This window comes from Neptuniibacter sp. QD48_11 (assembly GCF_047778095.1).
GTDB lineage: Bacteria > Pseudomonadota > Gammaproteobacteria > Pseudomonadales > Balneatricaceae > Neptuniibacter.
On the sequence record NZ_CP180551.1, the window covers coordinates 3,461,331 to 3,486,853 of the forward strand.

The following is a 25,523-nucleotide window of genomic DNA, read 5'->3' on the forward strand; positions in this document are numbered from 1 at the left end:
GAGCGGGCAAAGCCCACCCGGTTAAGTGACGTGATATTAGTTGCTTGCTTCAGCAGCTTTGATCAGATCAGCACCGATCTCATCTTCAAACTGCTTCCATACAGGCTTCATTGCTTCAACCCACTGAGCACGCTCTGCGTCAGTTAGGCTCACAACTTGAGAGCGCTTAGAATCGATGATTTTCTGCTTATCAGACGCAGCTTTTTCAGCAGCGATGCCATTACCGTGCTTGATCGCTTCGTCTAGAGCTTTCTTAACTTCAACTTTCAGATCTGCATCAAGACCCATCCAGAACTCAGCAGAAGTTACTACTAGGTAGTCCAGTACACCGTGGTTAGATTCAGTGATGAAAGGCTGAACTTCGAAGAACTTCTTAGAGTAGATGTTTGACCAAGTGTTCTCCTGACCATCGATCGCTTTAGTCTGTAGAAGTGTGAATACTTCAGAGAAAGGCTTTTTCAGTGGAACAGCGTCTACAGCTTCAAACTGAGCCTGTAGTACGTCAGATGTCATGATACGGAATTTTTTACCTTGAGCATCAGCTGGTACTTTCAGCTCTTGGCTTGCAGAAAGCTGCTTCATACCATTGTGTAGGTAACCTAGGCCCACTAGACCTTTGCTCTGAAGAGAACCTAGTAGTTTTTGACCATCAGGGCTGTTCTGGAATTTTTCTACAGCAGCCATATCTTTAAACAGGAAAGGCAGATCGAAGATCTGAAGCTTTTTAGTGAACTTCTGGAATTTAGATAGAGAAGGCGCAGCCATCTGCACATCGCCTAGCAACATCGCTTCCAAAACTTTGTTATCACCAAATAGCTGAGAGTTAGGGAATACTTTAACTTCAACTTTGCCAGCTAGACGCTCATCTACTAGCTCTTTGAATTTAAGAGCCATCTGGCCTTTTGGTGTGTTTTCAGCAACCACGTGAGAAAACTTAATTTCTACTGGGGCTGCAACAGCAGCTTGTGCTCCTAGAGTTAGTGCAAGGGAAGTTACCGCAGCGGTCAGTAAACGCATTGTGCATCTCCTGTTTAATTGAATTTAATTATGTTTGTTTTGTTTGAAATTCAGCGCTTTCTGTTTTTAGGCGTCACAGAACTTTCTGAACTCATGACACTAGGAGCAAAGTTAGGGCCAACTGTTAAAAATATTTTTCCTAAAGCCCTGTAGCGCCTATAAACATTGAGACACAGGTTAAACACGTGTTTTAAGATGAGATTAAAGCGGCCAGAAAAATTGGCGGAAACCCACCCATTTATCATTTTTAAATAAGTGAACTCCCATCCATCTCTGTTTTATTTATTGAACCAGCATCCAAAAATAGCGTTTTATTGATCTACATCGAAAGAACAAAGCACCTTAGGCTTGTGTGTAATATCAGCTTCGCCTTATGATGAGTTACTGACTATGCTAACCACTATTATAAAAATGACGTCACTAATGACGGGAGCTGAAGTGTGAAATTGGATGGCCTATCAATTCAAACAAAGGTAAACATTTCTCTAGCAGTAGTGTTCCTGATTATCCTGGTTAGCTCTCTAACCGCGATTTACCGTAGTGAAACACAATTAGTTTCTGAAGTTGTACAACGTACAACCACTGAAACGGCTGATTCCTACTTTGACAGTATCAATATTCTGATGCTGAGCGGCGCTATGTCTAACCGCGAAACCTTACAGAAAAAGATCCTTGCTAACCCAGACGTATTAGAAGCTCGTATCATCCGTGCCGACAGTATCTCTAAAGTTTATGGGCCCGGCACCGCAGACTCCAAAGTTGTTGATGATCTAGATAAACGCGCGATGCAAGGTGAACAGGTTATTGAAGAGATTGATGATGAAAAAGGCCACCGCCTAACTGTTGTCACGCCAATGAAAGCACTGCCTGACTATAAAGGTACTAATTGCTTACTGTGCCACCAAACCGCTGAAGGTGATGTATTAGGTGCTGTACGTGTCACCTACTCTTTTGAAAATCTTGATAACACCATTCGTGCTAACTTGATCAGCGTAGCATTAACCGAGCTAGTGCTGTTTATTATCGGCTTAATACTAATTAGCTTGTTGCTAGGACACCTAGTGGTACGTCCAGTTAAACGTATGGGTAAAACGATCAACACCATTCATAAAAATTCTGATCTTAAACTTCGTATAGATGTGAATTCCAAAGATGAAATCGGCACGATGTCGACATCACTGAACACTATGCTGGAAGATTTCCACTCCAGCCTCAGCAAAGTGAGCTCTACCGTTCATCAATTGAGTACCTCCAGTACTTCTATTAATGACATCGCTGATATGGCAAATAGCGCGGTTAATAATCAACAGATACAAACCAGTGCTGTCGCTTCTGCTATGGAGCAGATGGAAGCAGCCACTAAGAGCGTTGAAGCCAGTGCTGAAAATACGGTATCAGCATCTGATCTTGCCCTTGAACAAAGCCAGGAAGGCACCCAAATTACTCAGCAAGCGATCAATGCCATTGATTCCCTGAAGAGCAATATTGACCGTGCACTGAGCGTTATCAACAAACTGGATGAACAAAGCCAAAGTGTCGGTACCGTATTAGAAGTTATTCAGAAAATTGCTGAGCAAACCAACCTGTTAGCGCTTAATGCTGCAATCGAGGCGGCCCGTGCCGGAGAGCAAGGTCGAGGCTTCGCAGTGGTAGCGGACGAAGTCCGTACCCTGGCAAGTAAAACTCGTAACTCGACTGAAGAGATCAACGCGATTATCGAAGAGCTGCAAAACGATGCGCGTGATGCGGTATCCGTTATGGATCAGGCTCATGCAAGTGCAGAAGCTGGTGTCGCTAAAGTACAGGAAACATCGGATGCGCTGATCAAAATTGCCGAAGAGGTTCGTGCGATTAACGATATGAACCATATGGTTTCATCATCGGTAAAAGAGCAGACGGAGATGGCTAGTAGCGTTGAATCCAGCGTACATGAAATCGCTCAGACTGCTGAGCACACTTCATCTCGTGCCGGTAAACTGAACCAAGTTGCCCATGAACTGAATACGCTCGCAGGACAGCTAGAGGTTATGGTACAGAAGTTCAAACTGTAAAAAACTATCACTTCAATACAATAAAAGAAGCCGCCAATATGGCGGCTTCTTTTTTGATAGCGCGAGAGGGGATCGCCCTATCTCTTCTCACCCGTCACTACTCGGGCAGCTGAAATACAGCTTTAGAATTTAGCTGTAGCTGTTAGCCACAATTTACTCTTATCATCTTTGGTATCGCCTGCATCATAGTCAGCATATTTCAGACTTAGGCCGTAATTTTTGCCAAACTTTTTAGCTGCAAGGAAGCCCAACTCTGAACCTAAATCAGCACCGCTATCTTCTGCTTCATAGTCGTGGTAAACCGCAAGCAGCTTAACACCTGCTAACTTAGTACCGACACTGACATATAGATCTTCAATACCATCTGTTGGTGTCGCTAAGAACTGATCAGCCCAACCTTGGAACTTATGCTTAGTCGCTAGTGGTGTGTTGAAGCCTTTATCATTGTCACTTTCAAGAACTTCAAAGCCCAGCTTGGCAGTTACACCAGAAACCTTCACGCCACCTTCAAGCAAGTAGTAATCCGGCTTCGAACCATTGTTTTGATCCTGAGTGGCATATTCTGCGGTATAAAGCAGCTTGGTATTACCCGCATCTTGAGAACCGCTAAGACGGACACCGTAAGTATCTAGGTCATAGCCATCTACTTTATCTTCCTCAAAGTTGTAGTAGTAACCTGTTAACGCACCAAATGGCAGACCTTTATATTTTACGTTGAGTAAGTGTGTCTTATGTTTGCTATCGGACCCTGTAATGCCATGGACATCATTGATGTAAGCGTAAAACACATCTGTATCAGTTAGAGAACTGTTCTTAACCGACAGGGAATCGTAAGTCTGCTCGTTCTGACGGAAACCTACACCACCAACAAAACGCTGGTTATCTAGAAGGATACGCTGGCGACCAACCTTTACAGTGGTATCAGATAGACCGGTAAATGCTAAATACGCTTGGTTTACTTCTGTGCCTTCAGGGTCAACGATTTTTGTTTTCGTTCCCATGCCGTTAACGCCGTCATTGTACTCGACATCGTCCAGTTCAGTTACGTCATCGACTTCAACCAATGCAGATACAGATTTGAATTCATCTGTTTTAAAGGTTAATCGAGACTTTAACGTCAGAGCATTTGCATCCTCAGCAGCAGAATCATCTTCAACATCTTCATAACGAAGACGGAAGCTAACTGAGGTTTCACCATTCTGAAACGCTTCGGCAATAGACTCAGCGGCATAGGCTGAAGGGGTAGAAATAGCTGCGATAGCCGTAGCTAACAACAACTTAGAGGGCAGTTGTTTCATTGTTTACTCCTAACTCACAAAATGACTGCGAGTGCTGGAGCAATGCCTATGCCAATAAGCGTAATTTCGGCAAATTCGGCTCAAAAACCGATAAAAATGTTTAATTTGCACATTTTTAAATCGTCTAATTTAGCACCTGCTTTATCGCAGTGCAGCAAACAAGAGAAACCTAACACCGAGTTAGTGCAAAACCGTCCAGAATTGATCCGACATTTTGAAAGGACATTTACTACAAAAATATTACCTTCCTATCCATTAGATGTAATTTTTTGAGTGCGTAATAAAGAATCAAGGAACCTATTTTTCTCAAATGAGTCATTCTTAAGGAAACGGAACCCATTTTGGAGAATCGCAGTGTATATACGCACCATCGCAGCTAGCTTTGCCATCTTAATAGCCACTCAAACTAGCGCTGCCATATTGGACGTAACGGTTCTCAACCCAGATAAATCAGGAGTGGATTCCATCGTAATCTATGCAGAACCTTTGGATCAGCCTGCCCCCAAGATCGAACGTAAAAAAATCGAGATCACACAAAAAGATCGCGCATTTGCACCACATATTACGGTGATGCAGCGCCAAGATGAGGTACAGTTCAGCAATAAAGATGACTTTACCCACCATATTTACTCGATCTCCGGCCCAAACCGTTTTTCCTTTAAACTGAAATCAGGCGAATCCAAGGCCCTAGAGGCGTTTGAGCCCGACTCATCCACTGAAACAGTCGCTATGGGTTGTAACATCCATGATTGGATGAGCGGTTTTATACTGATCGTCGATACACCTTATTTTGCCAAAACGACTAAAAACGGCTCTGTTTCATTCGATCTTCACCACTTGGGTAAATATCGCCTAACCTTATGGCATCCGCAGTTAAAAGCGGAAAATAATCGATTAACCCAGATAGTGGACATTAGCCAAGACCAATCACTGACCTGGCAATTAAGCGAAACCTTCTACGAAGTACAGCCAAAGGCTGACGAAGAAGACTTCGAATTTTTGGATGAATACTAATAATTGGATGAACTGACCATGGGCAGTTTAAAGACCAAAATATTTATATTCTTTGTCGCCTTATTAATGGTGGCTCAAGCAGCATCGCTGTGGATGGTTTACGACGCCAATAATAAGCAAGGCGATGTCCAGATCCAATCTCGGCTCAATGCCGCTGTCTCCGTTTTTGACACCTTATATCAACAACGAAACTACTATCTCCAAGCCTTCGCAGAAACGGCGGCTAAAGATTTTGGTTTGAAAGAGGTATTTGGGGCTGACCAACGCAGTTTTCTGATTGCATTGAATAACCACCGCAAGCGTATTGATGCCGATATAGCGATCGCTGTCGACCAAGAGTTCTCGATTATCGGGCAGCTTATTCGCCGCAATCCAAATGAAAAAATCCGTTTAGGCCCCGAACAAGGCCAACCGTTCCCTTCGCCACAATGGTTTGGCGTAGAAGGCACGTTTACCAAACTGTACCAGCAAGAAAACGAGTTATACCAACTCAGTTTTGCACCGTTAAAAAGTGGACAACAGATCGTCGGCTGGATCGGCTATGGCTATCAGATCAATACCACCCTAGCGCAAAACTTTGCTGATATTACAGGGCTGAGTATCGAATTTATGCTGCAGCAGGAAGATAGCCAATGGCGCGCTATTGCTGCTGCAATCCCGACAAGCCATCCTCAAGCACCGAGCCAGCAGGGTTTAGCTGTTATTGAAAATCGGGTACCAGACCACCTTTTCGCTACCCAGATTGAAGTAGGCATGGTCAGTAAGAGTCCTCTGCAAGTAACGATTTTTGGCTCTCGTTCTAACTTACTGGAAACCCTACAAGAGAACTGGTGGCACCTATTAGCGCTTGAAGGCGGTATGGTAGCGATTACCATGTTAGCTGCCTACCTCCTCGCAGGAAGCATCACCCAACCGGTCAGAAAGCTAGTACGCCAAGCCCAATATATTGCGCGAGGAAACTATGACAGTAGTGTAGATATCAGTGAAAAGAACGAGATGGGGCAGCTTGCAAAAGAGTTTAATCAGATGCAACAAGCGGTCTTGGTTCGAGAGCAAAAGATCAGCCACCAGCTCAAGCATAACAGCCTGACCAATCTCCCAAACCGTTTCTCCCTACTCGAAACGTTAGACACTCTGCTGCAGCAAAAAGACACTTTCTTTAGCCTACTCCATCTGGATATTCGTCGCACACGCACAGTCAACGACACGCTTGGCTACCAAATTGGCGATATGATGATTAAAGAAGTAGGTAAACGCCTGTTGAAGCTCAACGGTGCCAGCCAAACCTTCCATTTAGATGGTGACGAATTCGCCATGCTGATTGAGTGTTCGACACTTAACGAGCTGGTGCAATGGCAACAAAAAATTGAGCAAGTGATGGATGATCCTCTATGTGGTGAAGACACCCTACTGCACTTACAACTGCAAGTAGGCTTCGCCCGTGTACCTGAAGATGCCGATGATCCGCAAACACTTCTGCAAAAAGCTGATACAGCACTTAGCCATGGTAAAAAAGCACAGCAAAGCTTCCAGCAATATCTCCCAGAAATGGATGCCGATGCCAACCGCCGCTTAAGCTTAGTAAATGACCTTAAGGTGGCTATAGCTGAAGACCAGCTATGTTTGTTCTATCAACCTAAGCTCGATCTTAAAACCGGAAAAATCCATCAACTAGAAGCATTAGTTCGCTGGCAGCATCCGATTCAGGGCATGATTCCACCCGATTCCTTTATCTCTATCGCCGAGCAAACAGGCCAGATCGATGCTCTCAGCAATTGGGTAATGAATGAAGCCGCTCGACAGTATCAAGCTTGGGCAGAAATAGGGCTACATCTGTCTATCGCGGTGAACATCTCTGCGGAAAACCTGAAAAACCAACAGTTGATCCATTCTCTCAAAGGGATTTGGAAAACACATCAACTGCCACAAAACTCACTCTCCCTAGAAGTAACGGAAAGTGCCGTAGTGAGTGACCCAGAGAGCGCAATTAAAATGCTCTGCGAAATAAAAGATCAAGGGATCAAGCTGTCGATTGATGACTACGGCACAGGTTACTCATCACTAGCTCAGTTAAAACAGATGCCGGTCTCCGAGCTAAAAATCGACCGTTCATTTGTCGACAAAGTTCACATGAGCAGCGATGACCAGATCATTGTTAGATCCACCATCCGCATGGCCCATGATATGGGTCTAACAGTTGTCGCCGAGGGCATCGAAGATCAAGAAACTCTGACATGGTTAGAACAACATGACTGTGATTTAGCACAGGGCTATTTCATCAGCCGACCTCAACCAGCGAGCGAACTTAGCAGTTGGCTGCTAGAATCGGAGTACAACCCGTCTTCGATCACAAAGGTTTTACATGGATAGTCGCTGGCTTACAGCATTGACGCTTTTATCTCTGCCTGTACATGCAATTGATGTAGATTTGAAAGGACTCGTTGATATCCGAGCCAGCCACTCTTCTGGTGAACCTAGCTATGTCAGTGGTCAATTCGGAAAGCTCCAAAATTCACCGGGTGGCGACCTATCTCTAGGGCAGCTAGGCCTCAACTTAAAACTAGGTTTAAGTGACCAGTTCAGTTTTGTCATCGTAGGAAACAGCTTTGTCGATGATGAGAAAAGCGAAGTGGGGCTTACCGAAGTCTTCTTTAAGTATTCAGGCCTTCCCAGTGAAAGCGGTGTTAGGCACAGCACTCGCGTCGGTACTTTTTACCCACCCATATCATTAGAGAACAGAGCTACTGCTTGGTCACCTGCTAATACCCTGACTCCTTCCACGATGAACAGCTGGATCGGCGAAGAAGTGCGCACCACCGGCGTAGAATACACGGCAGAGTGGTTAGGAAAGTTCAGAGAGGTCGATTACGATCTAAAGCTCAACACAGGCTTATTTGGCTTTAACGATACCGCTGGTGCGATGCTATCTTGGCATGGTTGGACGCTTAGCAGTCGCCAATCCGTTATCGGCGAAGGCCTCCCTGTGCCACAAACCCCTGCGCAAACGACTTTGCTTACAGATCAAGCAAAAGAGTCTGATCCTTTTCATGAAGGCGATGACCGCCTTGGCTACTTTTTAAATGCCGAATATAAGCTGAAAAAGGAACTACTCCTGCAGGCGGGCTACTACGATAATAACGCCACCCCTTATATGATTGAGGATGGACAATATGGCTGGGAGACTCGGTTTGCCTATACCGGTTTCCGCTGGCAGATCGATAAACAGTGGAGTCTGATGGGTCAGTTGATGCAGGGATCAACGCTAATGCAATCGCCGCAACGCGAGAATGTAGTCGATAACGATTACCGTAGCGCCTATCTAACCTTAAGCTGGCGAAACGGCCCTCATCGAGTATCGACTCGCCTAGAAGAGTTTTCGGTTACAGATCTAGATCAGACGGTTGGCGACAACAATGATGAATACGGTAAAGCTTTTACCCTTAGCTACCGTTACCGCCTCAACCGCCAGTGGTTTCTGTTGAATGAATTCAATTGGATAAACAGTACCAGAGCTGCAAGAGCATACAACCAAGATGACCCGAAGCAGTTAGAACGCCAACTCCAAGTAGCGCTCCGTTACTATTTTTAAGTAAAAATTTACAATTTTTTTGCTGTTCAATGCGTCTTTTTAAAACCTGTTACGTCTAGTTATGTACAACAGAACTAAACAGAGTAAAAAGATGCTTAAAGTTGTCAGTTTTAAAATTTGCCCTTTCGTACAACGGGTTACCGCTTTACTAGAAGCAAAACAGATCCCTTATGAGATTGAATACATCCGCCTACAGGAAAAACCGGAGTGGTTTCTGGAAATGTCACCGCATAGACAAGTTCCCCTTGTTATCACCGATTCAGGCCAAGCTCTCTTCGAATCAGAAGCGCTTATTGAATATATCGAAGAGGTTTACCCGGCTTTAAATTCAGACCGTTCAGCAGAAGAGAAAGCTATCGATCGCGCTTGGAGCTACCTTGCGTCTAAGCTTTACCTTGTTCAGTGCAGCGCTCAAAGAAGCCCTGATAAAACAACGCTCGAACAACGGTCCGAGAATTTACACAAAGCCTTTATCAAAATTGAAAAGGCTCTAGGGAACCAACCTTTCTTCAACAGCTCGGCTATTGGTTTGGTAGATATCGCATGGCTACCGCTTTTACACCGTGCAGATATTATTAATCGCTGTAGCGGTTACGACTTTCTAGGTGACTACCCTAAAATGAAACAATGGCAACAATCTCTGTTAGCAACTGGAATAGCAGGGCAATCTGTGGCAGAAGATTTTGACTCACGTTTTTGTGATTTTTATCTATCTAACGAAACTTACCTTGGGCAAACATGTGCTGCGAATCAAAACAGTAATAACTCAGCATGTGTAAACCACAGTTGCTGTTAATTTAAAGCACCTCTGCTTTCTCTATGCCTAGAGAAAGCAGAAATTCATATCAGCCAGCGGAGTTTTCGATTGAATATAGAAAGCATTTGGCAGCAATACAGTCAGCATCTAAGAGCTTTTCTACTGACCAAAGTCTCCAACCCCGATGATGTTGAGGATCTGTTACAAGAGATCTTGTTGAAAACCCATCAACAAATCAGTTCACTGAAAGCACAGGACAAACTAAAGCCATGGCTGTTTAAAATTGCGACTAACAAGGTGATTGATTTCTATCGCCAACAAGGGCGCGAGATTCCTGATGAAGTCATCGAACAATGGTATACCGATGAACAGAGTACAGAACACGAACTCAGTGCCTGCATACTGCCTTTTATCAACGCACTTCCTTCTAAGGACGCTGACTTACTGAGGGCAATTGATATTGAAGGCCAATCCCAAAAGGGCTACGCAACCGAGTTAGGGGTTAACTATTCAGCGTTAAAATCTAGAGTCCAACGAGCACGCGTTCAGTTACGCCATCTATTTGAAGAGTGCTGTACTCTGGAATTTGATCGTCATGGCAAGGTGATTACATTTGAACCGAAGCATCAAGCCTGCAAACAATGTAAACCCAAAAGAAGTAGAGGCTAATAGCTAGCCCCTATTTAAAGTCTTTCTTATCCAACCCGTACTTCTTCATTTTGTCGTAAAGAGTTTTTCGCGGTAACCCAAGACTGGTTAAGGTCTCTTTGATGGAACCCGCGCAACGTGCAAGCTCAGCCTGAATCAACATACTTTCAAACTGCTCGACTTTATCCGGCAGGCTCATATTGCTATAGCCATCGCTTTCAGTAATTGGTTTATTCTCAAAGTCGAATGTACAACTTTCACCCAAAAGCACATAGCGCTCGGCCAGATTGCGAAGTTCACGGACATTGCCCGGCCAATCATGGGTCATCAAACTGTGCATTCGTTCAGCCGATAACAGCGGCACCTCTCGGCCATATTGCGAAGAAGCAATTAATGAGAAGTGCTGGAACAACAGGCCTATATCTTCACGGCGCTCACGTAGCGGCGGGATATCCACTCGCACAACATTCAGACGGTAATAGAGATCTTCTCGGAAACTCCCCTGTTCGGCAGCCTCACGTAGATCTACCTTAGTTGCTGCGATGACGCGAAGATCGAGCGGAATGACTTCGTTAGCGCCAAGGCGTTCAATTGCCCGCTCTTCCAAGACTCGCAGTAACTTAATCTGCAAGGTTATCGGCATGCTTTCGATCTCATCCAAAAACAGCGTACCGCCATTAGCATGCTCAAACTTACCGATACGACGTGCTTTGGCATCGGTAAACGCGCCCTTTTCGTGGCCAAAGAGTTCAGATTCGATCAAATTTTCGGGTACAGCACCGCAGTTAATCGCGACAAAATTCTGATCGCGGCGATGACTGTGCTCATGAATGTAGCGGGCCATCAGGTCTTTACCTGTACCGGTTTCACCCAAGATCAGAATATCAGCAGGGGTATCCGCAATTGCATGCACTAAACCACGGACTTGGGCGATCATCGAGGTATTCCCGATAATACGCGGGCCCGGCGCGCTCTGCGCTTCCAGCTCTAACTTAAGACGGCGGTTTTCGATAACCAGATTGCGCTTCTCAATCGCTCGGCGCACCACGTCTAACATCAGGTCTGAAGAGAAAGGCTTTTCGATAAAGTCGTAGGCGCCATCTCGCATAGCACCCACCGCCATAGTGATATCACCATGACCGGTAATCAGGATCACTGGTAAAGTGGCATCGAGATTAACCACCTGCTTCATCAACTCAAGGCCATCCATGCCCGGCAGATTGATATCGGTAATTAAAATCCCTGGCCAATCGTCCTGGATAATGGCGAACGCTTGCTCAGCCGTTTCAACGGCTGTCACTTCATAGCCCGCTAATTCAAGGGCCTGTCCAGCCGCTAACCGAATATGTTCTTCATCGTCCACTAAAAGAATCGGCAATAACCTATTCTCACTCATGCGGCTTTCCATTTCTTAATCAACCAATCGTGTTATTAAGGTTATCAGGCTGATCGGCTTTAGGTAAGCAAATACGGAATACGGCTCCACCCTGAGCATGATTGGAGACAGCCAATTCCCCACCCATACTTTCAATAATACGGTGAGAGATCGACAAACCTAACCCTAAACCTTGACCCGCTTTTTTCGTGGTGTAGAAAGGTTCGAATACGCGATTCAACTCCTGCGACGGTATACCCGGGCCGAAATCTCGTACATTAAGGCTGATCTGCTGGTCTTGTTCAGACAAACTGATATCCACCACTGGTTTGGTCTGATTTTCCATCGCTTGCAGAGCATTACTGATCAGATTGACCAATACCTGCTCCAAACGCACGGTATCGCCGAGCACATAAATCCGTTCCAGGCCTGTAGGCCAATTTACCTCTGCATCCGCCTTGCTTAAACGGCCATACATGATCGACATCGCGCCATCATGCACATTTTTAAGACAGACGGGCTCCACGCCACCTGTTGTTTTGCGCGAGAACTCTTTCAGCGGATGAATGATCTTCGCCATTCGCTCAGTCAGGCCACTTATTTCTCGGAGGTTCTTCTCTACCGGTTCAGTTTTACCTAATTCCATAAAGGCTTTGGCATTATCCGCATAAGTGCGGATAGCCGTTAACGGCTGATTCAACTCGTGGTTGATACCAGCAGACATCTGACCAAGCACCGCCAACTTCGCCGTTTGAATCAGCTCATTTTGGGTGTTCTCGTGTTTGGCGACTTCATCACGAAGCTTCAGGTTGGCATTGGTAAGATCTTCGGTACGCGCCGCAACCCTATGTTCTAGTAGCTCTTGTGCACGCTTTAGATCTTCTTCGTACTGCTTGCGCTGAGTAATATCGTGAATGGTGACGATAAAGCGTTTCACCACGCCATAATCCATATGGCCGATAATCAATTCAATTGGGAACTCAGAACCATCTTTGCGCAATCCTAGCGCCTCTGTATACAGCTCCTGCTGTCGGTCACTATCTGCCGCCGTTAAATGCTGCCAACAGAGCGCACGATCGTTCTGGGAGAGGAATTTACTAAAGTATTTATTCCTTACCTCCTGTTCGTCATAACCAAACAGTTTTTCAGCCATCAAGTTCAGGCTTTCAATCCGTCCCTGATCATCCAACGTGATTAGACCCGCTTGAGTGTTATCAATGATGGCCCGTACACGCTGCTCGCTCGCTTCCAAAGCTTGGGTTTCTTTCAGTTTAAAACGTGCGCGCTCTCGAGTAATACGCTGTCGTGTCAGTAACACTAACACCAACAAGATTAACGCGAGAAAGATAAAACCTGCGGTCAAAGCGGTATAGAACATCCGCACTTTAACCGCCTTAGTGCTGGCTAAGACGACTACGGTTAAACCGCTATCTGGGAGCTCTCTACTTTGCAGAAGAAATTCACGTGGTCGGATGCCATCGAGGGCTTGGTTTTTTATTCGCTTACCGTCCACCAGCGTAATCAAAGTCGCACCATTTTCCTGTGGTGCACGCGAAATAATCTCGAGGGCTGTTAAAGTATGATCACCGTAGCGAAGGCTCTCAGATATACGTTGGATATCATCTTTGCTCAGTGGGTGTAGGGTTCGGAATTTCCAATCTTCTCGAGTCGAGATAAAGATAACGCCATCTTCATCGGTCACTAGAATATCCAGATCCGGATCGGTCCAATCTGATTCAATTTCGTTTAGATCAATTTTTACAACCACGACCCCAATGATCTGGCTGCGCAGATAAACTGGGTAAGAGAAATAGTAACCGCGCCTGTTAGACACTGACCCCAACGCAAAATAGCGTCCAGGTTTACCTTTAATCGCATCTTGAAAGTAGGGCCTATAAGCGTAATTTTTCCCCATAAAAGAGTACGCTTCAGCCCAGTTACTCGAGGCTATAGCCGTCCCATCCTTGTCCATCAGATAGACATCAGTCGCATTAATCGAATTGTTCACTGATTCTAAATAGACACTGGCCTGACCTGAAAGGAACGCATCTTCAGGCTTGGCTAAAGCTTCGACCAATGTGGAGTGTGATGACAGTAACGCAGGCAGATCTTTATATCGATCTAACTTCTGCTGCAGGCTCAACAGGTAACGATTGAGATCAGCACCGGAGCGCTGCTGCAGGGTTTGATAGCCTTGAGATTGACTTAGAAATGTAATTTGCCCAACCACCAAAAGGAATGCAAAAGCCAATACGACAAAGAAAAGCAGCCGATACTGACGCCAGCGAAGTGATTGAGTCTGTGGCATAAAACCTAGCCTGTCTGTGCAAAAAGGGCTTTTATTAACGTAACTGCAAAAGAAATACTTAATTTCGTTAACATAGTCGCTCTATACTAAGGTATATATTCTTGAACGCCAAACATGGTATTAAGGATTAAGGAACCTGCGAACAATTCCTATCCGACTTTGCTATCCCCTTTTTTTGGGGAGGGGCAGGCTCCTAAATACATAACTATATTATTTGCGTAACCTGAAGAAGGGACTAATTACTCTTATGCTGAAACGAACCAAAATTGTAGCAACCTTAGGTCCATCCACCGATGAACCTGGTGTTTTGGAAGATATTTTAAGAAACGGCGTAAATACTGTACGTCTAAATTTCTCCCACGGCAGCGCGGATGACCACCGTCGTCGTGCCAGTGAGGTCCGTAAAGCAGCACGTAAACTGGGTTTATCTATCGCAATTTTAGGCGACCTACAGGGCCCTAAAATTCGTATCGCACGATTTAAAGACACCAAGATCCAACTAGAAACTGGCGATACCTTTGTTCTGGATTCAGAACTAGGCAATGAAGATGGCGACCAAACCCAAGTCGGTATCGATTACAAAGCCCTGCCAGAAGACAGCCAAGCAGGCGATATCCTATTACTCGATGACGGCCGCGTTCAGTTGAAAGTCACCGCGGTTAACGGCTCACGTATCGAAACCGAAGTAATCATTGGCGGTCCGCTGTCCAACAACAAAGGCATCAACCGCCAAGGTGGTGGCCTATCAGCAGCTGCCCTGACGGAAAAAGACCGTCGCGATATTAAAGTCGCTGGTGATATCGATATGGATTATATCGCCGTATCTTTCCCTCGTAGTGCGGCCGATCTACACGAAGCACGCGAACTACTAGATCACGCAGGAAGCCGTGCAGAGATTATCGCCAAGGTAGAGCGTGCCGAAACTGTTGCTAGCAACGAAGCGCTAGATGAGATTATCTTAGCCTGCGATGGGATTATGGTAGCCCGTGGCGACCTAGGCGTAGAGATTGGCGATGCCGAGCTAATTGGTGTTCAAAAACACATCATCAAACGTTCTCGTGAACTGAATCGCTTTGTTATTACTGCGACACAAATGATGGAAACCATGATCGAAAACTCTATGCCGACCCGTGCTGAAGTATTCGACGTAGCTAATGCGATTTTAGATGGTACAGATGCGGTGATGCTCTCCGCTGAAACAGCAGCCGGTCAACACCCTGTGGAAGTGGTTAAATCGATGACTTCGATTTGCCAAGGCGCTGAAAAACATCAGTTATCTCGCCCTGCGCCGACCAACATCACGCAAAAACTGGAACGTTTCGACGAAACAATTGCACGTTCAGCAATGTATACGGCGAATAACTTGTTAGGTGTTAAAGCAATTATCTGCTTAACCGAGTCGGGCTCCACTCCGCTGTGGATGTCACGTATCCGTTCAGGTCTGCCGATCTTTGCAGTAACACGCAATGAACGCACTATGCGCCGTACTGCACTGTACCGTGGTGTTGAACCGATCTTCTTCGATGCGACACAGATCGAAAAAGAGAAGCTAAACGAAGAGATTCTGGCGGGCCTTAAGGCTCGTAACCTTTTAGAAACTGGCGATCTTGTTATCCTCACCCGCGGGGCATCCCTCGGTGAAGATGGCGGCACCAACTCTATGCAGGTTTTAGCGGTTCAATAAGCCATTTTGAAGGGAAGCATTTGCTTCCCTTCAAACTTTTCTGAATGTAAAAAAGTGTATATACAGTTGCAGTTACCCAGCAATTGATTTTAATTTATCAGTTGCACACTTTTTGAGTGAGAGTAACTGTCACATGTTCCCCACCCCACTGCGGACTTTTTCCAGAAACAAGGCTGCTTCAGCCCTGTTAACTATTTTATTTTTAATCCCGACGCTGGCGCATGCCAAAGCGATGCCCGTTCGTGTTGAAACCGCCATAGCAGAGCCTTTTGAAGAGACGCTAACACTGCATGGTACGTTGAAAGCAGAGCTATCGGCCAACCTATCCTTAGCCGCTGAAGGAATCGTTAAAAACCTAAGCGTCGATATTGGCAGTCAGGTCACAAAAAATGATCTGATTCTTAGCCTCGATGATGAAATCACCCGTCAGAACCTACTCAAATCCAAAGCGCAGACAACATCCGCACAAACGCAGTTAAATGAGGCCCGCCGCCAGTTAAAAGAAGGTGAACTGCTACGCAAGAAAAAGCACATTGCACAAAATGCGTTGATCTCACTACGTGTAGCGCGTGATGTCGCTCGATCAGATCTTGCCGCAGCCCAAGCCGAACAAGAGCGTTTTCAACATGAGCTAGGCCAACATCAACTACTCGCACCTTTTGCTGGCATCATCACCGCGAAGCAAACCGAGAAAGGAGAATGGTTAAGCAGCGGTAATCAAGCTGTGACTCTAGTCTCTCTAGATAAAATTCTATTGGATGTGCAGATCCCGCAAGCCTATTTCGGCCGCATGCAGGAGATCACGACCATCACAATCTATCCCGATACGGCTCCGAATACCGCGATTGAAGGCTTGATAAAAACTATTGTGCCAGTGGGCTCACAGCAGAGCAGAACATTCCTGACTCGCTTTAAACCCGTTCAAGCGAACTCTCTATTATTACCGGGCACATCGGCCAAGCTGGAATTGAACTTTTCCAAAGAGCAAAACGTAGTGATGGTGTCACGCGATGCCATTTTGCATCATGCCGATGACGGTAACAGCGTATTTATCGTAGTGGAAGGCAAGGCTGAACGTAGACCGGTGGAATTGGGCAAGATCAGAGGCGATAAGATCCAGATCATTAATGGGATCAGTGCTGACGAGCAGGTTGTTATTCGCGGTAACGAGCTATTACGTGAAGGTGCAGAAGTTACACTGCAACCTTAAGGATTTAACAAGATTCTAAAGAGGAATACGTTGCCCATGCTAGGAGCAATTATTCAACAAGGCCGCCTACTAGCCGTTCTGGTATTGATGGTCTGTTTATTGGGCGTGGTAGCCAGCCTGAAGATGCCGGTGCAAATGATCCCTGATCTAGATGCGCAGGTTATTGAGATTGAGACCCGCTGGTCAGGAGCAACGCCACGAGACATTGAACAAGAGATCTTGTTAGAGCAAGAACGTCATCTACGCACTCTGCCGAATCTAGCATTTATGGAGTCGATCGCTTCGACTGGTAAAGCCGAGATCATTCTAGAATTCCCCCAAAAAACCAACCTTGATCAGGCGATGATCAAGGTCACCAACGCGCTTAATCAAGTGGCGGGCTACCCTGATAATGTCGACCAGCCGAGTGTAAGAATCAGCTCCTTCTCTGCTAACCCTTTCCTCTATTTCTCGGTGGTACCTGAAGCTGGCAACCCATTTAACCTCGATATGGACATGACCAGCGATTTTATTGATCGTCAGGTACGTCCAGTGATGGAAAGGGTTCCAGGGGTATCTCAAGTTTCTATGCGCGGAAAAACCGAGCGTCAGATCCAGATCCATATTGAACCTGACCAACTTGCCCAACGCGGGCTAAGCATGGCGGATGTTAAAAGTGCGATCCAAACCCGTAATAGAGATATTTCTGCTGGCGATATTGAAGAGGGTAAACGCCGCTATTTACTGCGTACTCAAGGTCGCTTCAATGACTTAGAGGAACTGAGCAACCTTATTATTCGCCACGAAAATGGCGTCAGCACCTATCTGAAAGATGTTGCCGACATCAAACTCGATCATTATGAAACTAACGGCGTCGCTTATGTTGCAGGTGAGCGAGCGATCACTTTAGGGGTTCGTAGAGAACCCAGTGCCAACGTTATTCAAATCAAACAAGACATGCTGCAAGCAGTCGAACAACTGCGCCGCGATGTTCTTAAACCCAACGGCATGCGTATAGAGCTGATCGGAGATGATGTTCGCTATGTAGAAGCCTCTATCAAAAGCGTGGTGCTAAACCTTTGCTTAGGTGCGTTACTGGCAAGCCTTGTTCTATACGTATTTATGCGCTCTGGCCGCGCAACGCTCTTCTGCCTGCTTGGACTCCCTGTTTGTACCATCGCCGCGTTTATCGGCTTAATGATGTTTGGCCGCAGTATCAACGTAATCTCCTTAGCCGGGATTACCTTTGCGATTGGTATGACTCTTGATAACAGTATCGTAGTGCTCGAAAGCATCGAGCAGAAACTACGCCAGGGCATGGATCGGATTGAATCAGCCATTGCTGGAGTAAAAGAGGTGTGGACTGCCGTCATCGCCTCCAGTGCCACGACCGTTCTAGTGTTTACGCCGATCTTTTTTGTCGAGCAGGAAGCTGGGCAACTTTATTCCGATATCGCAATTACCGTATCCGCTTCCATTTTAGCTTCTATGCTGTTTGCGCTGTTTGTCGTGCCTTCTGCCTGCGCATTCTTTGGTTTATCGACTAAATCGGACGATAAGCAATATCAGCAGGGCAAAATCATGCAGCTGATCACTTGGCTAAATGATGGTTTCAAACGCCGGATAACGGTCATCGCGCTGAGCACCTTCGCAACCTTAGGGTTAGCTATTGCGTTTATGCCAGCAGCGGAATACCTACCCGAAGGTGAAGAGCCAAAGTCATTTTCGATGATGTTTGCCCCTGCCGGTTACAGCTACAAAGAGATGTCCCTGATTGGCGCTGAAGTTAAAGAGAAAGTCGATCTAGCCGTGCAGCAGCAACCGGAAGACTACATACCCGAACAAGGGATGATTCCGGCGTTACGTTATTACCTGCTCTATATCGGCTCAGGTTCCGTATGGTTGCTGAGTGAGCCTAAAGACTATGACCATCAAGAGCCGATGATGAAAGAGATCACCCAGTTCTTTACCAGCTATCCGGGTATGCGCGCCTTTTCATCGCGGGGTTCGATTATCTCTAGTAACCAAGGCGGCACCCGTACTGTAGTGCTAAACGTTTCCGGTGCCGATCAGCAAGCTCTCTTCACTACTGCGCAAAATGTGATGACCCGTGCAAAAGAGATGTTTGATAACCCTCGCCTTGATTCAGAACCAAAATCCCTCTCCTTAGATCAACCTCTGATCCAGATTTTACCGAAGTGGCAAAGACTGGCGGAATTAGGGATCAAAGCGGAAGATTTCGGTATCGCCGTGGCGGCGTTCAGTGATGGCGCTTATGTAGGTGAGTTTATCGATGGCGACAAGAAAGTCGATATGCTGCTCTACAGCCAACTCAATGCCGCAAAGAGCATTGAGCTACTCAGCCAAACACCAATTTCAGTCCCGGGTGGCGGTGTTCTCCCTCTGTCAGCACTAGCTGAGATTAAAGAGACCGTCGCAAGTGAAGATATTCGTCGTATCGAAGGTCGTCGTACCGTCTCCGTTTACATCCTGCCACCGCCAACCGTGGCACTAGAAACGGCGGTCGAAAAAGTAAGAACCGAATTAATCCCGTTGATGAAATCCGAGGGCGAAATTCTACCGAAAGTCAGCATCAGTATTTCCGGTGCAGCGGACCAACTGGATGCGACTCAAACCGCCCTGTTTAATAACTTTATCGTCGCAGCTTTACTGATATACCTACTTCTAGTCGTAATTTTGTCCCACTGGAGTTATCCAAGCCTCATTCTCACCACTGTGCCTTTAGGCATCGCCGGCGGCGTTGTCGGTTTAGTCGCAGCCAATATGCTCGGTGAACTTCTGCAACAAACTGGCTTACCGGGTTTCTACCAAGCCTTCGATATGATCACGATGCTGGGCTTTGTTATCTTACTCGGGACCGTAGTGAACAACCCAATCCTGATCGTCTGCCAAGCTCGGGATAATCTACACTTAGGCAAAACCTCTATCGTAGACGCGGTAAACCAAGCCGTCGCTAAACGACTCAAACCGATTCTGATGTCCACGGTCACAACCGTATTCGGGTTGGCGCCATTGGTCTTTATTCCGGGCGCAGGCACCGAGCTTTATCGAGGTGTTGGTATCGTGGTTATGATGGGAATCCTGTTCTCTGTGATCATCACCCTGGGCTTCCTACCCTGCCTACTCATCTGCTGGTTCCAACTACAACAACGTTTTGGCAAGCAGAAAACAGAAGAAGCCGCATAATCAGAGGGGCCAATAACGGCCCTTTATCTGATAAATTAGCACGTCAGATTGAATTAATTGAGGCAGTTTAGGTCGAAAGCGCAAACTAACTGTTTCGATGCAGCAATTTAATATTCCCTCAATTATAATGTTGCCCCTCAACGAGTGACTTAAAGGATCGACTTTTGTCTTCAGCACTAGAACAAAAGCTAGATTGGCTTAACCAAGCAGGCCATTCTGGACTGCTAACCCAGCTACAACACGGTATAGAGAAGGAAGGCTTACGTGTTGATGATCAACGCAGATTAGCTCAAACCTCTCATCCGCAAGCTCTTGGTTCAGCGCTCACTCACGCTCATATCACCACTGATTATTCGGAAGCGTTACTGGAATTTATTACGCCCGTTTTCGAAAAGTCCTCTGATGCCCTGAATTTCCTTGCAGATCTTCATCGCTATACCTATCAGAAACTCGATAAAGAGCAGATCTGGCCAGCCAGCATGCCATGCTTGTTGCCGCCAGAGAAAGAGATCCCTATCGCTCGTTACGGCTCATCAAACGTCGGCCAGATGAAATACATCTACCGCGTAGGTTTAGAGCATCGCTACGGTAAAGTAATGCAGACCATTGCTGGCATTCATTACAACTTCTCACTCCCTGAAGCATTCTGGCCGCTTTACCATAGTTTTTCAGGCAGTGAACTATCACTACAAGATTTCCGATCCGCTGCGTATTTCGGCCTGATCAGAAATTTCCGTCGTTATTCTTGGCTACTAATCTATCTCTTTGGTGCATCTCCGGCTTTATGTAGCTCGTTCCTAAAGGGTAAGAAGCACAACCTAGAAGAGATGGGCAAAGGTACGTTGTATCTGCCTTATGCGACTTCATTGCGTATGAGCGACCTTGGCTATTCCAATAAAGCTCAAGCTAGCCTAAATATCTGCTTTAACCATCTAGATACTTACGCCAAATCTCTGGAGAGTGCGATCCGTACGCCTTACCAGCAATACGAAGAGATCGGCGTCAAAGTAGACGGTGAATATCGACAGCTAAACACCAATGTTTTACAGATTGAAAACGAATACTACAGCGATATTCGCCCTAAACGCGTCACAGAATCCGGTGAAAAACCGATTCATGCGTTGATGTCTAAGGGCGTGGAATATATCGAAGTCCGTAATACCGATATCAATCCATTCCTACCTTTGGGTATCGATCAGACCCAAGCTGATTTCTTAGACCTGTTCTTAGTCACCTGCTTGCTGATGGACGATAGCGAAATTAGCAATGCTGAGTGTGAGCAGATTCAAGATAACCACCAGCAGGTGGTCACTCGCGGCCGTGAACCAGGTTTGACACTAATCAACAACGATCAGACGGTTACTTTGAAGGATTGGGGCATCGAGTTTCTCGCAGAAATGGAGAAAACGGCAGCGCTGTTTGATCAAGCACACAATAGCAGTCAATTTGGCGCAGCAATTAAAGTCCAAAAAGCTAAGTTGCTAGATCCTGAGCTAACGCCATCAGCGCAAGTACTTAAAGAGATGCAGGATAAGAATTTCGACCACGGTGACTTTGTGATGCAACAAGCACAGCGCCATAAAGAAACTCTGCTATCCGAAGCACCTTCATCAGAGATGGCAGCGATGTTGGAAGAACTCAGCCAAAGCTCTCTTGTAGAACAACAGCAAATTGAAGCGGCGGAGCAGCCAGACTTTGATGACTACTTAGCGGACTATATGGCGAACTAATTAGCCACTCTATATTGCGCCCATAAAAAAAGCAGGACACCGAAGTGGCCTGCTTTTTTTGTTTTCGGTTAGTAGCTACTGCACTACGAAACTCGTAAAGAAAAGATCAGATACGAAACCTTCACCCTCTTCTTCTACTAAGATGTTTTGTACTTTTTTCAGTGCTTTCTTCGCTAGCTCTTGCTGTAGCTCAACTGTACCAACCGTGTCATCAGTCTGAGCACTTAGCAGAAACACAATATCATTACGGATATGAGCCATATGGTGGTTTACCGCATGGTGCGCCGCTTCGCTTGATACCTGAATCGTCACTTCGCATTTCAGGAAGCGCGTTTTACCTACACCACCAAAATTGGTTACAAACGCTTTTAATTCGATGTAATTAACATAGTCTTCAGCGGTTTTCTGTTCATCACCTTCTGCCCAAGTCAGTTGTACAGAAAAAGCCAAAAAAATAAATAAAACCAGTCGCTTAAGCATTGTTCGCCTCAGTCATTCGTCTTCAATAGCAGCAGTATAGCGCGCTATTTCCAGCCCCAACAGGGGCTTATGGACAAAAAGTTAACTGTGTTTGACCCTGTTCTATATCAAAGCGGTCGAAAAAACTATTTTTTACTATAGGGACGGTTGCACCCTGAATCAGCTTAGGAATATGATGAGCGAAAGGGTACTAATAAATAGAAATGGTAAATCACTTTCACTCTGAATTTACCAACCCCTGTCTACATGGTAGGAAAGGAGCGCAGGATGTTAGAGAAATGCAAAAACGCTAAAGAGCGCTGGGGCGGTGTCAGCGAGATCATCGATTCTTGGCTTGAAGAACGTCAGATGCTGATCAGCCAATTTGTCCATCTGCCTGAACACCACATCAACGAAGAGCTGAACAATAAAGCTCAAGGCTTTTGCCAGACGTTGATGGATTATCTCTCCTCTGGACACTTTGAGGTCTATGAGCAGCTGCTATTGGAAGGCAGCGATTTCAATGATGGCAGTCTTGAAGAAGGCCAGTCACTGCTACCTAAAATTCAGGTAAGCACCGATATTGCGCTAGATTTTAACGATGATTTTAATAATCTTCTTGATCCTACAGTGCAGCAGATCCGTGAATTTTCCGAGCGTTTATCTAAACTTGGAGAAGCACTGGAAGAACGTTTCGAACTCGAAGATAAAATGATTGCCGTGCTTCATACCTCCCACAGAGAAGCGGTAGAAGGATAAGAATTGATGCGCTATGGGTTTAGTAAACTGCTACTGGCTGGCAGTATCCTCGGATTAACTGGCTGTGGCGGCGGTGATGACCCAAGTTTGTGGAAGGAATATGCACTTACCGGCGCATATTCCGCTGCCTTATCCGAAAATGGCTCTCATAGTGTTATAGGTTCTTTCAATCACGGCGGAAGCCTTTGGCAGAGCAGCAATCACGAGCGCCTGTTCAACTGGAATCATAAAGCCAAAGACTTCTCTATCATCGCAGCGACGGCCTTCTCTCCGGAAGGCACTTATGCCGCGACAGCAAACCAGCAAGATCTCGTTCTATGGGATGTAAAAACCGGTAAACCAGAATGGTTCTGGAGTTCCCCTGCTGAGATCATGCAGATGGACCTATCCCCGAATGGTGATTTCGCGCTACTTGGCCTAGCCGATCACACCGCTGTATATTTTGATGTCAAAAACGGCGGTGTCCAACGTACCCTTCGCCATAATGCACGTGTTCGCAGTGTTGACCTCAGTGATGACGGCACTCTTGCGCTAACAGGTTCTGATGCTTACAAAGCTAAGCTATGGAGCATGCAGACCGGTGAAATGCTACGTGAGCTAGAGTTTGGCAATGTAGTGGATACTGTCGCTATCTCGCCAAATACTCAGTATGCCTTCAGTGCCGGCAGCTTAGATAAAGCCGTAATTTGGGATGTGAATAGCGGTAAAGAGCTACACGTTCTGAGCAACATAAAAGATCTACTGCAAAAACGAGTAAGCTATCTAAGCGCACGCTTTTCTCCAGATAACTCTAAGTTATTAACCGGTACCGCAGCGGGGTTAGTACAGCTTTGGGATGTTAAAACCGGTGCAGAACTTCGCACATGGCGAATTCATAAGCGAGACCCCTACGGGCCAGTGCATGCCGGTGTATACGCAGTGGCATTTGGTCAGGGTAAATATTATGCAATTGGCTCAAACGGCATCATGAACGAGCTGAAATAAACGTACTAAAAAGTGATTAAATAAAAAAGGCCGATGCTGTGAAGCATCGGCCTTTTTAAGTCAAACCTTGCTAAGAAGTGATTACTTCTGCTCAGCTTCAGCAGCGTCTTCCGCACCTGGGTTAATTTCCAGAAGCTCAACTTCAAAAATTAGTGTTTCGTTTGGACCAATTGCATTGCCCATACCACCTGGACCGTACGCTAGATCAGCAGGGATAACCAAACGCGCTTTACCGCCTTCTTTGATCATCTGTAGACCTTCAGTCCAACCTGGAATTACACCGTTCAACGGGAAAGATACAGGTTCGTTACGAGAGAACGAGCTATCAAATTCTTCACCGTTAATAAGCGTACCACGGTAGTGTACTTTTACTGTGTCTGCAGCTGTTGGAGACTTACCTTTACCAGCTGTTAGCTCTTCGTACTGAAGGCCAGACTCAGTTGTTGTAACGCCTTTCTTCTTACCATTTTCAGCTAGGTATTTTTTACCTGCTTCAAGGTTGTCAGAACTTAATTGATCGTGTTTTTTCTTCTGCTCTTCCATCTGTTTCTTCTGGAAAGCAGTCATCACTTCGCGTACCTGATCAGGTGACAGCTTTGGCTCTTTATCGCCATAAGTTGTTTTAGCAGCTTCAAGGAACGCATCAAAATCAACATTAGGGATCGTCTTAAGCTGTTCACCAACCATCAGACCAACACTGTAGCTAACTTTCTGCTCTTCAGTTTTTAGTTCCACTGCGGAAACCATTGGAGATACCATCGCGGCACCTAGAGCAACCGCCAGCAAAGTTTGTTTCATGCTAAATATCCTTGTTTGTAATTCTTTGGAATCAGCGCGCCTTTTGCGGCAGCTATCCTATCAATTGAGATAAACCTACAAGTTACAACAGGCCTTATTAGTCCCTGATTAAACAGCAAAGTTCAGCGGGGCACCACCTATTCCTTATGATTCGTGCTTAAGTAGGTGTTAGCCGCCTGTAACAGGGGATTCAATGCGCCTAATATCTCTTTATCTATAGGCACTTTTTTAGATTTCAAATAGCTATGCAGGTTTTCTTCAATTATTTCTAAAGATGGTTGTGTTTGCTTTGCCTTTTGGCCCTGTTGATAGAGCAAAGCGAGCTCTATCTGCTCACAAGCCAATTCAGCCTGACGCAACTTCTGATAACAAGCATCATATTCCGATTCTTGCTGCTTACGTTCGCGCACTTTATAACGAACACCACGCAGTGGATGGGTCATCTCCTGCTGCCAGTGATCCGCCTCATCACAAGTAATCGATTCGAGCGCATAGCCCTGTATCCCGCCCCAACAAGCAAAGATCAGACGGTTAATGCTCAACCCAAACTCGTTTTGTAACTCTAAACAGCTCTGCTCTATGCCCGGCTGTTGATAAAAGTTGAGCGCAAAGTCCCAAAGGTCATTTTTCAATTGCATCTCTATGTTAAAATCCGC

The 25,523-nt window shown here is 45.9% G+C and carries 19 protein-coding genes; 12 read left to right on the plus strand and 7 right to left on the minus strand.

The genetic code is table 11. The features are described 5' to 3' along the window. Positions 1–36: 36 nt before the first annotated feature. The gene (locus tag ACMXYU_RS16340; protein WP_415899492.1) at positions 37–1,017 is read right to left on the minus strand and encodes a TRAP transporter substrate-binding protein; all 981 of its coding nucleotides are present in this window, start codon (positions 1,015–1,017) and stop codon (positions 37–39) included. A gap of 440 nt (positions 1,018–1,457) precedes the next feature. Between ACMXYU_RS16340 and ACMXYU_RS16345 the strand changes: the two genes are divergently transcribed. Then, on the plus strand, positions 1,458–3,068 hold the full coding sequence (locus tag ACMXYU_RS16345; protein ID WP_415899493.1) for a methyl-accepting chemotaxis protein: 1,611 nt from the start codon (positions 1,458–1,460) through the stop codon (positions 3,066–3,068). A 122-nt stretch (positions 3,069–3,190) separates the two neighbouring features. Here the strand turns inward: ACMXYU_RS16345 and ACMXYU_RS16350 are convergent, their stop codons facing one another. Next, positions 3,191–4,366, minus strand: coding sequence for an alginate export family protein (locus ACMXYU_RS16350; protein ID WP_415899494.1), 1,176 nt, complete (start codon positions 4,364–4,366; stop codon positions 3,191–3,193). A gap of 354 nt (positions 4,367–4,720) precedes the next feature. Between ACMXYU_RS16350 and ACMXYU_RS16355 the strand changes: the two genes are divergently transcribed. From ACMXYU_RS16355 to sigZ, 5 genes are all read left to right on the plus strand, one after another. After that, positions 4,721–5,380: a hypothetical protein gene (locus ACMXYU_RS16355; RefSeq protein ID WP_415899495.1), complete on the plus strand. Its 660-nt coding sequence runs from the start codon at positions 4,721–4,723 to the stop codon at positions 5,378–5,380. 18 nt (positions 5,381–5,398) lie between these two features. After that, positions 5,399–7,750 (plus strand): putative bifunctional diguanylate cyclase/phosphodiesterase, encoded by a 2,352-nt coding sequence (locus tag ACMXYU_RS16360; RefSeq protein ID WP_415899496.1) that lies wholly within the window; start codon positions 5,399–5,401, stop codon positions 7,748–7,750. Next, positions 7,743–8,969 carry a hypothetical protein gene (locus tag ACMXYU_RS16365; RefSeq protein WP_415899497.1) on the plus strand — a complete coding sequence of 409 codons (1,227 nt, stop codon included), beginning with the start codon at positions 7,743–7,745 and terminating at the stop codon, positions 8,967–8,969. The genes ACMXYU_RS16360 and ACMXYU_RS16365 overlap by 8 nt, the downstream gene beginning before the upstream one ends. Positions 8,970–9,060: 91 nt before the next feature. Then, positions 9,061–9,765 (plus strand): glutathione S-transferase family protein, encoded by a 705-nt coding sequence (locus ACMXYU_RS16370; RefSeq protein WP_415899498.1) that lies wholly within the window; start codon positions 9,061–9,063, stop codon positions 9,763–9,765. A 69-nt stretch (positions 9,766–9,834) separates the two neighbouring features. Then, entirely contained in the window at positions 9,835–10,395 is a 561-nt protein-coding gene (sigZ, locus tag ACMXYU_RS16375; protein ID WP_415899499.1) for an RNA polymerase sigma factor SigZ, read from the plus strand. Between the two features lie 10 nt (positions 10,396–10,405). Here the strand turns inward: sigZ and ACMXYU_RS16380 are convergent, their stop codons facing one another. Together ACMXYU_RS16380 and ACMXYU_RS16385 are read right to left on the minus strand one after the other, a co-directional pair. After that, positions 10,406–11,770, minus strand: coding sequence for a sigma-54-dependent transcriptional regulator (locus ACMXYU_RS16380; RefSeq protein ID WP_415899500.1), 1,365 nt, complete (start codon positions 11,768–11,770; stop codon positions 10,406–10,408). A 19-nt stretch (positions 11,771–11,789) separates the two neighbouring features. Further along, on the minus strand, positions 11,790–14,057 hold the full coding sequence (locus ACMXYU_RS16385) for an ATP-binding protein (protein ID WP_415899501.1): 2,268 nt from the start codon (positions 14,055–14,057) through the stop codon (positions 11,790–11,792). A gap of 247 nt (positions 14,058–14,304) precedes the next feature. Here ACMXYU_RS16385 and pyk point away from each other — a divergent pair, with 247 nt between their 5' ends. From pyk to gshA, 4 genes are all read left to right on the plus strand, one after another. Then, positions 14,305–15,741: a pyruvate kinase gene (gene pyk, locus ACMXYU_RS16390; protein ID WP_415899502.1), complete on the plus strand. Its 1,437-nt coding sequence runs from the start codon at positions 14,305–14,307 to the stop codon at positions 15,739–15,741. A 232-nt stretch (positions 15,742–15,973) separates the two neighbouring features. Beyond that, a complete protein-coding gene (locus ACMXYU_RS16395; protein ID WP_415899503.1) occupies positions 15,974–16,951 on the plus strand; it encodes an efflux RND transporter periplasmic adaptor subunit in 978 nt (325 codons plus the stop codon). A gap of 36 nt (positions 16,952–16,987) precedes the next feature. Continuing rightward, positions 16,988–20,137 carry an efflux RND transporter permease subunit gene (locus ACMXYU_RS16400; protein WP_415899504.1) on the plus strand — a complete coding sequence of 1,050 codons (3,150 nt, stop codon included), beginning with the start codon at positions 16,988–16,990 and terminating at the stop codon, positions 20,135–20,137. A 164-nt stretch (positions 20,138–20,301) separates the two neighbouring features. After that, positions 20,302–21,867: a glutamate--cysteine ligase gene (gene gshA, locus ACMXYU_RS16405; RefSeq protein ID WP_415899505.1), complete on the plus strand. Its 1,566-nt coding sequence runs from the start codon at positions 20,302–20,304 to the stop codon at positions 21,865–21,867. A gap of 75 nt (positions 21,868–21,942) precedes the next feature. Here the strand turns inward: gshA and ACMXYU_RS16410 are convergent, their stop codons facing one another. Next, positions 21,943–22,347: a flagellar basal body-associated FliL family protein gene (locus ACMXYU_RS16410; RefSeq protein WP_415897164.1), complete on the minus strand. Its 405-nt coding sequence runs from the start codon at positions 22,345–22,347 to the stop codon at positions 21,943–21,945. Positions 22,348–22,614: 267 nt separating this feature from the next. Here ACMXYU_RS16410 and rsd point away from each other — a divergent pair, with 267 nt between their 5' ends. After that, positions 22,615–23,085: a sigma D regulator gene (rsd, locus tag ACMXYU_RS16415; RefSeq protein WP_415889621.1), complete on the plus strand. Its 471-nt coding sequence runs from the start codon at positions 22,615–22,617 to the stop codon at positions 23,083–23,085. 6 nt (positions 23,086–23,091) lie between these two features. Continuing rightward, positions 23,092–24,069, plus strand: a complete 978-nt coding sequence (locus ACMXYU_RS16420; RefSeq protein WP_415899506.1) for a WD40 repeat domain-containing protein — start codon at positions 23,092–23,094, stop codon at positions 24,067–24,069. Between the two features lie 81 nt (positions 24,070–24,150). On the opposite strand, the gene ACMXYU_RS16425 is transcribed toward ACMXYU_RS16420, so the two are convergent. After that, a complete protein-coding gene (locus tag ACMXYU_RS16425) occupies positions 24,151–24,867 on the minus strand; it encodes an FKBP-type peptidyl-prolyl cis-trans isomerase (RefSeq protein ID WP_415899507.1) in 717 nt (238 codons plus the stop codon). 137 nt (positions 24,868–25,004) lie between these two features. Further along, positions 25,005–25,505, minus strand: a complete 501-nt coding sequence (locus tag ACMXYU_RS16430) for a TIGR02444 family protein (protein ID WP_415899508.1) — start codon at positions 25,503–25,505, stop codon at positions 25,005–25,007. Between the last annotated feature and the right edge of the window lie 18 nt (positions 25,506–25,523).

Excerpts from the sequence above, each read along its gene's own strand:
- ACMXYU_RS16370 (WP_415899498.1), top strand. The coding sequence starts at position 9,061 with ATGCTTAAAGTTGTCAGTTTTAAAATTTGCCCTTTCGTACAACGGGTT.
- ACMXYU_RS16360 (WP_415899496.1), top strand. The coding sequence starts at position 5,399 with ATGGGCAGTTTAAAGACCAAAATATTTATATTCTTTGTCGCCTTATTA.
- ACMXYU_RS16410 (WP_415897164.1), bottom strand. The coding sequence starts at position 22,347 with ATGCTTAAGCGACTGGTTTTATTTATTTTTTTGGCTTTTTCTGTACAA.
- ACMXYU_RS16385 (WP_415899501.1), bottom strand. The coding sequence starts at position 14,057 with ATGCCACAGACTCAATCACTTCGCTGGCGTCAGTATCGGCTGCTTTTC.
- ACMXYU_RS16350 (WP_415899494.1), bottom strand. The coding sequence starts at position 4,366 with ATGAAACAACTGCCCTCTAAGTTGTTGTTAGCTACGGCTATCGCAGCT.
- ACMXYU_RS16365 (WP_415899497.1), top strand. The coding sequence starts at position 7,743 with ATGGATAGTCGCTGGCTTACAGCATTGACGCTTTTATCTCTGCCTGTA.
- ACMXYU_RS16400 (WP_415899504.1), top strand. The coding sequence starts at position 16,988 with ATGCTAGGAGCAATTATTCAACAAGGCCGCCTACTAGCCGTTCTGGTA.
- ACMXYU_RS16340 (WP_415899492.1), bottom strand. The coding sequence starts at position 1,017 with ATGCGTTTACTGACCGCTGCGGTAACTTCCCTTGCACTAACTCTAGGA.
- ACMXYU_RS16430 (WP_415899508.1), bottom strand. The coding sequence starts at position 25,505 with ATGCAATTGAAAAATGACCTTTGGGACTTTGCGCTCAACTTTTATCAA.
- ACMXYU_RS16425 (WP_415899507.1), bottom strand. The coding sequence starts at position 24,867 with ATGAAACAAACTTTGCTGGCGGTTGCTCTAGGTGCCGCGATGGTATCT.
- ACMXYU_RS16395 (WP_415899503.1), top strand. The coding sequence starts at position 15,974 with ATGCCCGTTCGTGTTGAAACCGCCATAGCAGAGCCTTTTGAAGAGACG.
- ACMXYU_RS16380 (WP_415899500.1), bottom strand. The coding sequence starts at position 11,770 with ATGAGTGAGAATAGGTTATTGCCGATTCTTTTAGTGGACGATGAAGAA.
- pyk (WP_415899502.1), top strand. The coding sequence starts at position 14,305 with ATGCTGAAACGAACCAAAATTGTAGCAACCTTAGGTCCATCCACCGAT.
- ACMXYU_RS16420 (WP_415899506.1), top strand. The coding sequence starts at position 23,092 with ATGCGCTATGGGTTTAGTAAACTGCTACTGGCTGGCAGTATCCTCGGA.
- rsd (WP_415889621.1), top strand. The coding sequence starts at position 22,615 with ATGTTAGAGAAATGCAAAAACGCTAAAGAGCGCTGGGGCGGTGTCAGC.